The 13,815-nt window shown below is 57.0% G+C and carries 18 protein-coding genes and 1 riboswitch; of the genes, 6 read left to right on the forward strand and 12 right to left on the reverse strand.

Annotated features, from left to right (window positions below):
• Positions 1-22 precede the first annotated feature (22 nt).
• Positions 23-1,024 (reverse strand): magnesium transporter, encoded by a 1,002-nt coding sequence (locus tag ACMGG3_RS04010; RefSeq protein ID WP_020884727.1) that lies wholly within the window; start codon positions 1,022-1,024, stop codon positions 23-25.
• A gap of 60 nt (positions 1,025-1,084) precedes the next feature.
• Positions 1,085-1,254: riboswitch (M-box (ykoK) riboswitch) on the reverse strand.
• A gap of 290 nt (positions 1,255-1,544) precedes the next feature.
• Between ACMGG3_RS04010 and ACMGG3_RS04015 the strand changes: the two genes are divergently transcribed.
• The gene (locus ACMGG3_RS04015; protein ID WP_414149607.1) at positions 1,545-2,048 is read left to right on the forward strand and encodes a DedA family protein; all 504 of its coding nucleotides are present in this window, start codon (positions 1,545-1,547) and stop codon (positions 2,046-2,048) included.
• Between the two features lies 1 nt (position 2,049).
• On the opposite strand, the gene ACMGG3_RS04020 is transcribed toward ACMGG3_RS04015, so the two are convergent.
• Positions 2,050-2,799 (reverse strand): SDR family oxidoreductase, encoded by a 750-nt coding sequence (locus ACMGG3_RS04020; protein ID WP_032681279.1) that lies wholly within the window; start codon positions 2,797-2,799, stop codon positions 2,050-2,052.
• 100 nt (positions 2,800-2,899) lie between these two features.
• Between ACMGG3_RS04020 and ACMGG3_RS04025 the strand changes: the two genes are divergently transcribed.
• Entirely contained in the window at positions 2,900-3,259 is a 360-nt protein-coding gene (locus tag ACMGG3_RS04025; RefSeq protein WP_020884724.1) for a winged helix-turn-helix transcriptional regulator, read from the forward strand.
• An 86-nt stretch (positions 3,260-3,345) separates the two neighbouring features.
• Positions 3,346-4,587 (forward strand): bifunctional glucose-1-phosphatase/inositol phosphatase, encoded by a 1,242-nt coding sequence (gene agp / locus ACMGG3_RS04030; RefSeq protein ID WP_032681278.1) that lies wholly within the window; start codon positions 3,346-3,348, stop codon positions 4,585-4,587.
• Positions 4,588-4,619: 32 nt separating this feature from the next.
• Here the strand turns inward: agp and ACMGG3_RS04035 are convergent, their stop codons facing one another.
• Complete coding sequence (locus ACMGG3_RS04035) at positions 4,620-4,847, reverse strand: YccJ family protein (protein ID WP_014169490.1); 228 nt, start codon at positions 4,845-4,847, stop codon at positions 4,620-4,622.
• Positions 4,848-4,865: 18 nt separating this feature from the next.
• The gene (gene wrbA / locus ACMGG3_RS04040) at positions 4,866-5,462 is read right to left on the reverse strand and encodes an NAD(P)H:quinone oxidoreductase (RefSeq protein ID WP_014169491.1); all 597 of its coding nucleotides are present in this window, start codon (positions 5,460-5,462) and stop codon (positions 4,866-4,868) included.
• 391 nt (positions 5,463-5,853) lie between these two features.
• On the opposite strand from wrbA, the gene ACMGG3_RS04045 reads away from it, so the two are divergent.
• Entirely contained in the window at positions 5,854-6,024 is a 171-nt protein-coding gene (locus ACMGG3_RS04045) for a general stress protein (RefSeq protein ID WP_001273664.1), read from the forward strand.
• 117 nt (positions 6,025-6,141) lie between these two features.
• Entirely contained in the window at positions 6,142-7,065 is a 924-nt protein-coding gene (locus ACMGG3_RS04050) for a DMT family transporter (protein ID WP_041162529.1), read from the forward strand.
• Here ACMGG3_RS04050 and rutG read toward each other — a convergent pair.
• From rutG to rutA, 7 genes are read right to left on the reverse strand one after another with little or no spacing between them, the layout of a single operon-like run.
• Positions 7,053-8,381 carry a pyrimidine utilization transport protein G gene (gene rutG, locus ACMGG3_RS04055; RefSeq protein ID WP_148575915.1) on the reverse strand — a complete coding sequence of 443 codons (1,329 nt, stop codon included), beginning with the start codon at positions 8,379-8,381 and terminating at the stop codon, positions 7,053-7,055. The two genes, ACMGG3_RS04050 and rutG, sit on opposite strands and share 13 nt — an antisense overlap.
• A 21-nt stretch (positions 8,382-8,402) precedes the next feature.
• Positions 8,403-8,897 (reverse strand): NADH-dependent FMN reductase RutF, encoded by a 495-nt coding sequence (gene rutF, locus ACMGG3_RS04060; RefSeq protein WP_063925104.1) that lies wholly within the window; start codon positions 8,895-8,897, stop codon positions 8,403-8,405.
• A 9-nt stretch (positions 8,898-8,906) separates the two neighbouring features.
• A complete protein-coding gene (locus ACMGG3_RS04065; protein ID WP_025204485.1) occupies positions 8,907-9,497 on the reverse strand; it encodes a malonic semialdehyde reductase in 591 nt (196 codons plus the stop codon).
• Between the two features lie 9 nt (positions 9,498-9,506).
• Positions 9,507-10,307, reverse strand: a complete 801-nt coding sequence (gene rutD / locus ACMGG3_RS04070) for a pyrimidine utilization protein D (RefSeq protein ID WP_020884719.1) — start codon at positions 10,305-10,307, stop codon at positions 9,507-9,509.
• Between the two features lie 7 nt (positions 10,308-10,314).
• A complete protein-coding gene (rutC, locus tag ACMGG3_RS04075; RefSeq protein ID WP_020884718.1) occupies positions 10,315-10,701 on the reverse strand; it encodes a pyrimidine utilization protein C in 387 nt (128 codons plus the stop codon).
• Positions 10,702-10,712: 11 nt separating this feature from the next.
• A complete protein-coding gene (gene rutB / locus ACMGG3_RS04080) occupies positions 10,713-11,402 on the reverse strand; it encodes a pyrimidine utilization protein B (RefSeq protein ID WP_020884717.1) in 690 nt (229 codons plus the stop codon).
• Positions 11,402-12,493, reverse strand: a complete 1,092-nt coding sequence (gene rutA, locus ACMGG3_RS04085; RefSeq protein ID WP_025204484.1) for a pyrimidine utilization protein A — start codon at positions 12,491-12,493, stop codon at positions 11,402-11,404. Before rutA ends, rutB begins: the two co-directional genes overlap by 1 nt.
• A 243-nt stretch (positions 12,494-12,736) precedes the next feature.
• On the opposite strand from rutA, the gene rutR reads away from it, so the two are divergent.
• Positions 12,737-13,375, forward strand: a complete 639-nt coding sequence (rutR, locus tag ACMGG3_RS04090) for an HTH-type transcriptional regulator RutR (RefSeq protein WP_014169502.1) — start codon at positions 12,737-12,739, stop codon at positions 13,373-13,375.
• Here rutR and ACMGG3_RS04095 read toward each other — a convergent pair.
• Positions 13,372-13,767 (reverse strand): lysozyme inhibitor LprI family protein, encoded by a 396-nt coding sequence (locus ACMGG3_RS04095; protein WP_020884714.1) that lies wholly within the window; start codon positions 13,765-13,767, stop codon positions 13,372-13,374. The two genes, rutR and ACMGG3_RS04095, sit on opposite strands and share 4 nt — an antisense overlap.
• Positions 13,768-13,815 lie beyond the last annotated feature (48 nt).

Below are 13,815 nucleotides of genomic sequence, written 5' to 3' on the forward strand. Positions count from 1 at the left end.
CGGTTGGTGAGGTGCTGCACTCTTATTCCAGCCCCAGCGTGTACTGCGCAATCTTGAAGTAGATAATCAGACCGGTTCCGTCGATAAGCGTCGCGATAAAGGGCGCGGAAACGACGGCCGGGTCAATGCCGCAGCGCTTCAGTACCATCGGAATAACTGACGAGACAATCGCACTCCACAGCGTAATGCAGACCAGCGTCAGGCTGACGATAAGGGTAATTTCCAGCCCGATACCCATCATCCAGGCGCGAACACACCCGGCAAGACCAAGCGTGGCGGCAATCATCAGCGAGGTGGTCATCTCCTTTCGTAACACGCGGCCAACGTCGCGCAGACGCACTTCACCCAGCGCCATTGCACGCACCAGCGTGGAGGTGATCTGCGTCCCGCTGTTCCCACCGGTCCCTATCAGCAGCGGAATAAAAAAGGCCAGGGCAATGGCGGATTCCAGCGCCTCTTCGAAGTGCTGAATAACCGAGCTGGTATAGGCTTCAGCGACAAACAGCAGCAGCAGCCAGACGGAGCGTTTTTTCCACAGGCTGAAGGGGCTGGTTTCCAGATACGGCTTTTCCAGCGGCAGCGTTGCTCCCTGGAGCTGGGCATCTTCGGTGACATCATCTTCCAGCAGATGGGCGATTTCGCGTTCGGTCAGGCAGCCTACCACTTTACCGTGCGTGACCACCGGCACGACATCCGCCTCGCCGTGGGCCAGCAGCCCGGCGACATCGGCACGCTCGTCTTCCGGTTTGACCTGCAGAAATTGAGAAATCATCAGCGTTTTCACCGGCTGTACCGTATCGGCGGTCTGCAGCAGTTTGCGCACCGCAACCATGCCTGCCAGCCGACCGTTATCTTCGAGGAAAATATGCGATGGAATATCATCGTCTTTTAATTTTTCGAAAAATTGCTCGCGTGCCAGCGCCACGCATAATGAAATATCGAGGACGATAAAATCGGTATTCATATATTGCGCGATTGCGCTGTCATTGAATGCCAGGTTTTGATTGTGAATAGCGTAAGACATAGTGAATTCCCTTTGAATAATAAAATCTCTCAGGGGCGAGCAAGACAGGGCATGTCGAAGAGGAGATCCCCACGTCCTGGGTTCAGCACTGTACACCGTATCCCGTAAGGGAAGTTATACTGACAAAGCCTTGATTCGACAGTGCCTGTTTTACCCTGTGCCGGTTCTCTCGAACCCACCAGAGCGATAACGTGTATTTGTACAGGAGCCTCGCCATAACGAGATCGTTGTAAAACGAGAGGGATAATACGCCACTTTAAAAATCGCGCTGTGGAATTTAAAAGACGTTTAAGAAACGTTTAGAACAATAATTTAATCCCGCGTATTAATGACATCGATTATTCATCAATGACGGAGGTTATTGCTCAAGAGAGTATAATTCCACACTTCTGTGTTTCTAAATGGCGCTGACATTTTGGCGTGTCGTTAATGCCTTCCTGCTGGAGGTCTGAGCGGTTGATACCCCACTTAAGGTTGTTCGTTTCTAATGGTCAGCATCACGAACGCTGCGGGGTGGAATATGACGCGGTTTGACAATCTGCTGAATCATTTTGCGCTCTATCCGACGCATCTGTTCGCGCTGCTTTTCGTCATCGCGCTGAGCAAGTCTACGGTACTGGTTTCCTCCGTGCTTCCGCCGGCCTCGGTGATGCTGCTGGCAGGGATCACCGTCAGCCAGACCAGCCTGCATCCGGCACTGACGTGGCTGGCTGTCGCGGCGGGTGCCACAACAGGGTCGGTATTGAATTATCATATCGGCCAGTTGATGGGCCACACGCGGCTGGTCACGCGCTTCACCTCCCGGCACGCCGAGAAATTTTTGCGGGTACAACATCAGCTGCAGAAAAACGGCGTGCTGGTGCTCTTTACCGCGCGTTTCCTGGCGGTGCTGCGTTATATCGTCCCGCTGGCAGCGGGCATGCTCAGACTGAACGCGGCGAAGGTGTACGCGGTAAGCCTGATTTCAGCCGTCGTATGGGCGGCGCTGTATGTCGGCATCGTCACCGGCATCAGCGCCTTTTGACCTACAGGTTTCCCATTCCGCCGTCGACCAGCAGTTCCGTTCCCACCATATAGCGCGATTCGTCAGAGGCAAGATAGAGCGCGGCTTTCGCCAGCTCCGTCGGCGTGCCCATTCTGCCCAGCGGCACAAGTTTGGTGATATCCCCCAGCATCGCCTTGAGCGCTTCCTCGCTTAACCCCGTTTTATTAAATGCCGGTGTTTCTACCGGACCCGGGCTCAGGCCGTTGACGCGAATACCGCGCGGCAACAACTCCCCTGACAGCGTGCGTGCCAGCGACAGTAATCCCGCCTTGCTGGCGGCATAAACGCTGCTGGCAGGCAGCCCGATGCGGGCGCTCACGGACCCGCACAGGATCACAGAGGAGGGATTATTGAGCAGCGGCAGCAGGGCCTGAATCAAAAAGAACGGTCCTTTAAGGTTGATGCCCATCAGGCGATCCCAGGCGTCTTCCTGCCACTCTTCAAGCAGCCCGTGCGTCACATCGCCGGCGTTAATAAACACGGCATCAAGACGTGGCCAGCGAGAGGCGAGCGTGTCCGCCAGCGCTTTTTGCGCGGCGATGTCACCCGCATCGGTCGGAATAACCCAGGCATTATCGCCCAGAATGCGTTGTGCTTCGGCAAGGGTATCCGGGTTACGTCCGGTGACAGCAACGTGCGCCCCTTCGGCAATAAATTCCTGCGCGGTAGCGAGACCAATACCGGAAGTGCCGCCGGTAATCAGCGTATATTTACCTGCTAAACGACCCATGTGCTTCTCCTGAAATGACTCTGGAGAAAGCACTATAGAAACGTTAGTATCGAAAGGAAACCAGGTACCATTTGGATACTAATGAGGCTAGAGGTGTGCTATGGCGGAATCACTCACTATACCCTGTGAAAAAAAATCTGAGGTTTATCTCTGCCCGATGACGCAGTTTGTAAACCTGATTTCCGGTAAGTGGGCCATCCCGGTGCTCTATCGCCTGATTATGCTCAATGCACCGGTCCGGTTTGGCGATCTGCTGCGCGCCGCTGCCCCCATCACGCAAAAAGAGCTCACGAAGCAGTTGCGCCTGTTTGAGCAGCGCGGGCTGGTGTCGCGCACTATCTACCCGGAGATCCCACCGCGGGTGGAGTATCAGATAACCGCGCTGGGATTAACCCTCCAGAGCGCGCTCTCCCCGCTGGCCGACTGGATGAGCGAATACGGCGATCGCCTTGAAAAGTAATCCTCAGTTTGCGAAACGCTTCCCGGAAAATTGTCACGAATCTGTCACACTCACTGCGACATTTTAAAACGAGTGAGGAATTAGGGATGAGAAAAGCACTACTCGCGCTGGCAATCGCCGGTTCCATTGCAGTGACATCTGGCGTGCAGGCGCAAGAGACGCCGGAAGGGTATCAGCTGGAACAAGTTTTAATCATGAGTCGCCATAATTTGCGCGCGCCGCTCGCCAATAATGGCAGCGTGCTCGAGCAATCCACACCGAAGCAGTGGCCAGAATGGGAGGTGCCAGGCGGCCAGCTCACCACCAAAGGTGGCGTGCTTGAAGTCTATATGGGCCACTATATGCGCGAGTGGCTGGCACAGCAGGGGATGGTGAAAACCGGCGAGTGCCCGGCCGCGGATAGCGTATATGCCTATGCCAACAGCCTGCAGCGCACTGTCGCCACCGCGCAGTTCTTTATCACCGGCGCCTTCCCGGGGTGCGATGTGCCTGTGCATCATCAGGAAAAAATGGGCACCATGGATCCGACCTTTAACCCGGTGATTACGGATAACTCACCTGAATTCCGTGAAAAAGCGCTGAAGGCGATGGAGACTGAGCGGCAGAAAATGCAGCTTGGCGAGAGCTACAAGCTGCTGGAGCAGATGACGAATTACGCCGATTCACCGTCCTGTAAAGAGAAGAACGTGTGCTCGCTGGCAGAGGCGAAAGATACCTTCAGCGCCGACTATGAAAAAGAACCTGGCGTATCGGGGCCGTTAAAAGTCGGTAACTCGCTGGTGGATGCCTTCACGCTGCAGTATTACGAAGGCTTCCCGGCAGACCAGGTTGCCTGGGGTGAAATTAAAACCGATCAACAGTGGCGCGTGTTGTCGCAGCTGAAAAATGGCTATCAGGACTCGCTGTTTACCTCCACCGAGGTGGCGCAAAACGTGGCCAAACCGCTGGTGAAGTATATCGACCAGGCTCTCGTCACCGGGCAGGCGAAAGCGCCGAAAATCACCCTGCTGGTGGGGCATGATTCCAATATCGCGTCGCTGCTTACGGCGCTGGATTTCAAACCGTACCAGCTGCATGACCAGCACGAGCGGACGCCAATTGGCGGGAAAATTGTTTTCCAGCGCTGGCATGATAAAAGCGCCAACCAGGAGCTCATGAAGATTGAGTATGTCTATCAGAGCGCCGACCAGTTGCGTAACGCCAGCGTATTATCACTGGATGCGCCGGCACAGCGTGTGACGCTGGAGCTGAAGGGGTGTCCGGTTGATGCGAACGGTTTTTGCCCAATCGATAAATTCAATGCGGTGATGAATAACGCGGCGAAATAGGTAAAACCCCCCGCTCAGGCGGGGGGAAACGTTCAGACGTTTTTACGTTCGATGGTTTGCTCACCCCAGAAGAGCGCGTCTTTGTCCGTTTTCCCGAAGGCACGTTCCAGCACTTCATCGCTGCCTTCTTCCCAAATCTGCTCTGCCAGCTTCTCGTCATAGTTCGCGACTTCAAAAATGGCTTCGGCGATCTCCGGAGAGGTGTTGCGTAAACTTGCCCATTCACCCACGCGGTGGGCTTTGGATTCTTGAGTTGGCATGCTTGTCCTCCTGTTGAGTTAGCCGTTCAGTTTTTTGGCGAGGCCTGCGACATACTCACCCTGATAGCGGGCGATAGTGAGCTCTTCGTTGCTCGGCTGTCGGGAGCCATCGCCACCGGCAATGGTGGTGGCGCCGTACGGTGTCCCGCCACGAACCTGGGAAATATCAAACAGTTCCTGCGCGCCGTAGCCAATCGGCACAATCACCATCCCATGATGAGCAAGGGTAGTCCAGGTTGACGTAATCGTCTGCTCCTGACCGCCGCCGGTCCCGGTGGAGCTGAAGACGCTGGCGAGTTTGCCGTATAACGCTCCGGATGCCCAAAGTCCTCCGGTTTGATCGAGGAAGGTCCGCATCTGGCCTGACATATTGCCAAATCGGGTAGGGGTGCCAAAAATAATGGCATCGTAATCAGCCAGTTCCTGCGGGGTGGCAACCGGGGCATTTTGTGTTTTCCCCCCGGCTTTGGCGAACGCCTCAGCCTGCATCGTTTCCGGTACGCGTTTCACCACAACTTCTACGCCGTCCACTCTGTTTGCACCTTCTGCTACCGCGTGAGCCATGGTTTCAATGTGTCCATACATGGAATAATAGAGCACCAGAACTTTTGCCATTTTGCATCACTCCTCGTTTGTGTTTTCTGACAGCGGATCGCTGCGTTCATTTAAAGATATGTCATCACAGCCAGACTGCAAAAATGAACGGCATTTCTTTGATTTATAACAATATGGATACAAAAGCGCTTTGTAGCAAAATGAAACAACTTTCCCGCTGCGGATTTTTAAAATGATAAGAAAGGCTTATAAATGGCCGTCGCGTAATCTCACCCGAATGGCTGAGATCATGTTGCAGAATATTACCTCTGACTTGCCGGATAGCCGCATTCCACTAAGCTTAATTTCACGCGGCACAGATAAAGGCACTGTCCTTCAGCCGCGCGGTGAAAGAATCCTCTTTTACTGAATGCAATATGATGTCTAATGTTTCACACTCTGGAGGTTAGAGATGGCAAACCATCGTGGTGGTTCAGGTAATTTCGCTGAAGACCGTGAAAGAGCATCAGAAGCAGGTCGTAAAGGTGGCCAGTCTAGCGGGGGGAATTTCAAAAATGACCCTCAGCGCGCATCAGAAGCTGGCAAAAAAGGGGGCAAAAACAGTCATGGCAGCAATAAGTAATACGCCGGGCTGATACCCTGCCGCCGGGATCTCCCGGCGGTTTTTTATTTCTGCAACATTGAACTGTAACCAAAGGCATCGCACACTAGAGGATTGATGCTTATTTGCTGGTGCCGCATGTCTCTCTCCCGTTTCACATTCTCCGTCAAACCTCAGGAAGCCCTTCTCATTCTGATCACCATGTTCTGGGGCGGAACCTTTCTTGCCGTCCAGTACGCGGTCACGCTGAGCGGTCCGTTCTTTTTTGTCGGCCTGCGCTTTGCGACGGCGGCGATTGCCGTGGGATTACTCTCGCTTAAAACCTTGCGCGGGCTGACGCTTAAAGAACTGAAGGCCGGGGTGGCCATTGGGGTTGCGATTGCCATGGGCTACAGCCTGCAGACGTGGGGATTACAGACCATCACCAGCAGCAAATCGGCGTTTATCACCGCCATGTATGTGCCGCTGGTGCCGTTACTGCAATGGCTCTGTCTGGGGAGAATACCGGGTCTGATGTCCTGCACGGGGATCGTGCTGGCGTTTATTGGCCTTATCTTGCTTGCCGGGCCGGAAAACAATCTGCTGGCGCTGGGGCCGGGCGAAATCATTACGCTGGTGGGCGCTATCGCGATTGCCGCGGAAATTATTCTGATCAGCGCCTGGGCTGGCAAAGTGGACGTCAAGCGCGTCACCGTGGTTCAGCTGGCGACCGCGTCGCTGGTGGCTTTTGCCACCATGGTGCCGGCAGGGGAGTCTGTTCCGCCGATGTCCACCGGGCTGGTTGTGGTGGCGCTGGGGCTGGGCATCTTTAGCGCCATTATTCAGGTCACCATGAACTGGGCGCAGCGCAGCGTTTCCCCGACGCGTGCGACGGTTATCTATACCGGCGAACCGGTATGGGCGGGCATTTTCGGGCGTATCGCGGGAGAGCGTTTACCGCTGCTGGCGCTGGTGGGTGCGGCGTTTATTGTCGCCGGCGTGCTGGTGAGTGAGCTGAAGCTGAAACGGAAGAAAAAAGCGCTGCCAGAGCGTGACAGCGCTGCGATAAATCAAGAGTCCTGATGTACCACGTCGCCCTGCGGTGCGGCCGCTTCCCGGCGGCTCAGCAGGGCGTTAAGCAGGATTGCGCCAAAGGTTGCGGTGCCAATCCCACCAATGGTGAATCCGCCCAGCGTCAGGGCAAAATCTCCCGCCCCCAGCACCAGCGTGACCGCCACCATAATCAGGTTGCTGTTCTGGCTCAGATCGACACGATGCTGCACCCAGATGCGTGCCCCGGCAACGGCAATCAGACCAAATACCACAATCGATGCCCCACCAATCACCGGCGCGGGAATGGTGTGGATCAGCGCGCCGAATTTCGGTGAGAACCCGAGGAGCATCGCCATCACCGCAGCCGCCACGAAGACCAGGGTGGAGTAAACTTTGGTCACTGCCATCACGCCAATATTTTCAGCGTAGGTCGTTACGCCGCTGCCGCCGACCGAGCCGGAGAGCATGGTAGCCAGACCGTCGCCGACAAAGGCGCGGCCTATGTAAGGGTCCATGCTGCGCCCGGTCATACCCGCAACGGCTTTCAGATGGCCTAAGTTTTCTGCCACCAGGATCACCGCAACCGGCGCAATTAACATCATCGCCTGCGTGTTAAAGACCGGAGACGTCACCTGCGGCAGGCCGAACCAGGCGGCGTTATGCAGCAGCGTAAAATCAACCGGCTTGCCCAGACCGAAGACGTTTGCCAGCAGGGCGTACACCAGACAGGCAACGATTAACCCCACCAGGATCAACAGTCGCTGGATCATCCCCCGCGTAAACACCGCCACCAGGCCAATGCAGAGTACCGTGATCACCGCCATCCAGCTTTCAAAGGGCGAACCGGAGACGCTTCTGACGGCTATTGGCGCAAGGTTCAGACCAATTGCCATCACCACTGCCCCGGTGACGACGGGAGGCATCATCCGCTCTATCCAGCGCGTCCCGACCTTCATGACCACCAGGCCAATCAGCGTGTAGACCAGCCCGCAGGCGATAATGCCGCCGAGCGCGACGCTCAGATTCGGGTTGATGCCCTGACCGTTAAAGCCGGTGGTGGCGATGACCACGCCGACAAACGCAGCGCTGGAACCAAGATAGCTGGGCACGCGCCCGCCGGTGATGAAAAAGAACAGCAGGGTACCGATACCCGACATCAGAATGGACAGATTGGGATCAAGCCCCATCAGCATGGGCATCAGCACCGTTGCGCCGAACATCGCGACCGCGTGCTGAACCCCCATCACTAAGGTTGGTCCGAGCGGGAGCCTTTCATCTGGCGCGACCACGCCAGGTTCCGTAGAGGTCGATTTCAACTGCCAGTGGGGAAAACCGAACATTGCCATGAGCTGACTCCTTAAGGAGGGTTAACAGGCGGGTCGCATAAGCGCGTGATAGCCGCGGTCAAACCACACCAGCCCTTGCGGCGCGGGGTGGCGAATAATCGAAACGATGTCGCAAAACAGGATGTCGTGCGTGCCCACGCTCACCACCTGGCTGATACGGCAGTCAAACGAGGCCAGCGCCTCCTCCAGACGCGGGCACCCCGTTTCGCCGGTCTCCCAGCGCGCGGCGGCGAAGCGCTCGTCCATCGGGGTTTTCCCCCCAAACAGGTTTGATAGCGGCTCTTGTCCGGCGCTCAGGGTATTGACGCACAGGGTGCGGTTTTCACTGAAGGTCGGCCAGACGGATGCGCCACGGTTCAGGCATACCAGCAGCGTGGGCGGTGAATCCGTTACGCTGCACACCGCGCTGGCGGTGAAACCCGCCATCCCGGCAGGACCGTCGGTGGTGATGATATTGACCGCCGCACCGACGCAGGCCATGGCATCACGAAAGGTTTGTTTATCGGGTGTCTTCATGGTGGCTCCTTATGCCAGTGCGCATGCGTCTTCAAAGGCCAGACGCGGCAAACGGCCGTAGAGTTTGCTGGTATCGCCATAGCCAATATTGATAAGCAGATTACTTTTCAGCGACGTGCCGGTGAAAAACGCGTCGTCGACTTTTTGGCGATCAAAGCCTGACATCGGGCCCGTATCGAGCCCCAGCGCCCGACAGGCGAAAATCAGGTAAGCCGCCTGCATCGCGCTGTTGCGAAAGGCGGTCTCTTCGGCAAGCGCCGGGCTTGAGGTAAACCAGCTCCGCGCATCCCCGTGGGGGAACAGGGCGGGCAGGCGTTCATAAAATTCACTATCCCAGGCGACAATCGCCGTGACCGGGGCGGTGAGGGTTTTCTCCAGGTTGCCGCTGGAAAGCGCCGGGCGCAGTTTTTCTTTTCCCTCTGCGCTTCGTACAAACACAATCCGCGCTGGCGAGCAGTTGGCGGACGTGGGACCCCATTTCATCAGGTCGTAGATCTCGCGCAGCGTCTCGTCGCTGACGGGGATCGCCTGCCAGCCGTTATGGGTGCGTGCGCCGGTAAACAGTGATGCCAGCGCGCCAGGGGTAATCGCTTCGCTCATCAGGGCTCCTTATAAAGCGGGTTCAGGGCTGTGCAGCAGGCTGGCAAGCCCGTTCAGCAGCAGCGTATTAAAAGTTTCTGGCTCGGTGACGTTGCAGGCGTGCCCGCCCTGGCGCATCACCACCTTGTGGCTACCGGGGATGGCCGCCTGCAGCTCAGTGGAACAGACCGCAGGGATGAGCAGATCGTCGGCGGAGCAGATGAGGTGTACCGGGCAGTGAATGCGTGAGGCGTGGCGACTGAAGTCCGCTTTCTTCAGGGCATTCAGCCTGTGCAGCAAGTTGTTTTTGCCCTGGAAGTGGGCCAGTGCCAGGGCCTCTTCGGCCTCCAGGCGCGGCGCGCGGGCGGCCATCCAGTCGGCCGGGTAAAGAAACAGCGGCTGTGCCTCTACCCACGCCTGTGCGCCGCCTGCATGAAGCAGGCGTTCGCGGATCTGGAAACAGCGTCGGGTATGAGCATTCAGAGTGAGCCAGCCGTTCACGCACACCAGCGCGCTGAGGGCATCGGGGTGGTCGAGCGCCAGCTGCAGGCCGATCAGCGCCCCCAGCGCATGACCCACGACGCAGTAACGAACGATCCCGGCGGCATTCAGCGCCCGGGCCAGCTCGTCGGCCATCATCGCCAGGCTGTAGGCTTCCGGCAGCACGTCGGGATTATTGCCCGTCCCGCGCTGGTCGTAGCACACCACCTGGTACTCTTGCTCCAGGACGGCAAGCTGCGGTAGCCAGTAGCTGCCGCCCCCGCCAAGCCCGGCAATCAGGACAACCGTGGGCGCGCCGTCGTAAGGGGGAGGTGAGACAGAGAGCTTCATGGCCGCCTCACTTTGCGATGTGTGCAACGGTCGCGATTTCAACCAGCGCATCTGGCTTCACCAGCCCACACTGAATGCAGAACCGGGCCGGTTTATCACCGGGAAAGAACTCGGCGTAAATGTCGTTAATCGCGGCGTAGTTTTTCCAGTCGGTGATAAAGATACTGTTGAACGTCACATCCTCCATTGTGCCACCCGCTGTTTCGATCACTTTTTTGATCGTCTCCAGCACGTGGCGGGTTTGCGCCTTTGGGTCGTTGGGGTAGACCACGTTATTGTGCTGATCAAACGGCAGCGTGCCGGATACATACACCACACCATCGGCCAGCGTGCCGGGCACGAACGGGGCAATCGGGGTACTGGTTCCTGGCGGAATAATCACGGATTTCGGCATGGTCTTGTTCCTCAGGCAATACGGGCTAGCGGTGGATTCAGGGCGTCGCAAAAATCCGCGACGTTGCTGACCCAGCCAAAGAAGGTTTCGATGTTGAACAGGGCCGCTTGCTGCGCAAACGCCGGCCCGGCCTGATGGGTGGCGTCTTCCAGCACCACGCCAAAATATTCCAGGAAGAAGCCGTCGCGCAGGGTGGATTCCACGCAGACGTTGGTAGCGATGCCGGTAAAGACCAGATGACGGATCCCCCGGCTGCGCAGCAGGCTGTCGAGCGGGGTGTTGAAAAAGCCGCTGTAGCGCGGTTTGGGCAGCACGATATCGCCTGCCTCTGGCACCAGCTCATCCACCAGCTGGTAATCCCAGCTGCCTTTCGCCAGCAGTGTGCCCTGCAGTTCGGGCCGTTTGCGCATGGTTTTCAGGGCGTTCGATTTATGGAAATTGGGAGATCCCGGGCCACCGGCCTCCACATATTGATCGTCCCAGCCGTTCTGGAACCAGACGATCAGCATGCCTGCCGCGCGGGCTGCGTTGACGGCAGTTTTAATGTTCTCAATCACCGGTCGGGTGGCGGAGACGTCAAATCCCGCCAGATCCAGATAGCCGCCCTGGCTGGCATAGGCGTTTTGCATATCCACCACAATCAGAGCGCTTTGGTGCGGCGCAAAGGTGATGGCTTCCGGACGTGCTGCAAGCGTGGTCATTACGCGACCTCCTTTGTGATGGCAGGAATGTGGGCGCGGCACTGCATCAGCGGCTGAATGCGCTCGCCGAATGTTTCCACACCGGTCAGGAACTCATCGAAAGTCAGCAGCACGCCTTCCGCACCGGGCACGGCGGCCACTTCATCGAGCATTCTGGCGACGCTGGCATAGGAACCGACCAGCGTGCCCATGTTGATGTTGACCGCTGAGGTCGGGTCGGCCATCTGACGGACGTTGGTGTCCGAGCCGGAACGGGTATCTTTCTGGCTCTGTTCGGTGAGCCAGCTCAGCGCTTCATCGTCCGCGCCCGCCTTATACCGTTCCCATTTCGCGCGGGCGGCGTCGTCGGTTTCGTCGGCAATGACCATAAACAGGACATAGGAACCCACATCGCGACCGGTTTTGTCCGCGGCCTCTTTCATGCGTGCCGCGGTCGGGGCGAAGGCGGCTGGGGTATTCACGCCTTTGCCAAAGCAGAAGTTGAAGTCGGCGTATTTAGCGGAGAATTCCATTCCTGCGTCGCTCTGCCCGGCGCAGATCACTTTCATCGGGGCGGAAGGCTGCGGGCTAACGCGGCAGTCGTTCATGGTGAAGTAATCACCTTTGAAGTCGCTTTTGCCGGTGCCCCAGAGATCGCGCAGCACCTGCACATACTCGGTCAGGTAGTCGTAGCGGCGGGAGAAATACTCGTCGCCCGGCCAGATCCCCATCTGCTCATACTCAGGTTTTTGCCAGCCCGTAACCAGGTTAACGCCAAAGCGACCACCGGAGATGGAGTCGATGGTGGAGGCCATTCTGGCAACGATCGCCGGCGGCAGGGTGAGGGTGGCGGCCGTCGCGTAGATCTGAATGCGCGAGGTGACGGCTGCCAGCCCGGCCATCAGGGTGAAGGACTCCAGATTGTGATCCCAGAATTCGGTTTTGCCGCCGAAACCCCGCAGTTTGATCATCGAAAGCGCAAAATCGAAATGGTAGTGCTCCGCCTTTTGCACAATGGCCTTATTCAGCTCAAAAGTAGGCATGTATTGCGGGGCGGTGGTCGAGATTAGCCAGCCGTTGTTGCCGATAGGTACAAATACGCCAATTTTCATCACGAACCTCTCTTTACGACGTTGCAGGTAAAGAGGGTTTTGCAAAGGCAATGCCAGTTTTGAAAATGGCTTTGTTATTAATGTGTTAATCAATGGTTGGTTAATTGAGATACGCAAATGTGGACTAAATGGTCAAAAACATTGCACAGAAAACAGGCATTCATGCGCGATCGGAGTGCAGAGTGTCGTGGTCGGTGAGGGGTTTTGCTATGCTGATGGCAACGCAAAATATGGAGAGCGGGAATGACACAAGGTGCAGTGAAAACACCCGGTAAACGTTCGCAGGCGGTCAGTGCGAAGAAGCAGGCCATCCTGAGTGCGGCGCTGGAGACCTTTTCGCAGTTTGGTATTCATGGCACGCGCCTGGAGCAGGTGGCGGAACAGGCCGGGGTGTCGAAAACGAATCTGCTCTACTACTACCCGTCGAAAGAGGCGCTTTACATTGCGGTGATGCAGCAGATCCTCGATATCTGGCTGGCGCCGCTTAAGGCGTTTCGCGAAGAGCTTGCCCCGCTGGTGGCGATCAGGGAGTACATTCGCCTGAAGCTGGAGGTGTCGCGTGATTATCCGCAGGCGTCACGGCTGTTCTGCCTGGAGATGCTGCAGGGCGCACCGCTGTTGCAGGCGGAACTGACCGGGGATTTAAAACAGCTGGTTGACGAGAAATCGGCCATTATTGCCGGATGGGTGGCGGGCGGGAAGCTGGCTCCAGTTGACCCGCATCATCTGATCTTTATGATTTGGGCCTCCACTCAGCATTACGCTGACTTTGCGGCCCAGGTTGAAGCGGTGACCGGTAAAACGCTCCAGGATGAGGCGTTTTTCCACAGCACGCTGGAAAACGTTCAGCAGATGATCATTGAAGGGATCCGCGTGCGTTAGTTTCCCGGCGGAAGAGGGCAGCTTAAATCGCCCTCTTCACACTGCATCAGTGAGGCAAGAAACGCTTCACGCTCAACGGTTTTTTCGTTCAGGCACTGGCTGATGATCATCGGCTGAACGCTGCCTCCCTCAGTACCCGACCCGATAAAGTTGCAGTCGGCATCGCGCAGGGCAATCCACGCTTGCTGTGCTTTTTTCAGAAGCTCACGCTGTGGGGCTTCTGCGCGTTTGATGGCAGCCTGATACGTCTGATTCAGTTTTTTATCGGCGGCCTGGTACTGCTGCGCCGTACAGGTGTTCATTTCAAGCTGGGTGGTCGCATTTGCGCACTCTTCTGCCAGCGCGTTCGCGCTCAGCAGCAATGCAGCCCCCGCGATCAGATATCTTTTCATCATCCCCTCCATGTAAAAAAGCCGGATGCGCTGTGCTTATCCGGCCCT

This window comes from Enterobacter sp. BNK-18 (genome assembly GCF_047456135.1).
GTDB lineage: Bacteria > Pseudomonadota > Gammaproteobacteria > Enterobacterales > Enterobacteriaceae > Enterobacter > Enterobacter ludwigii.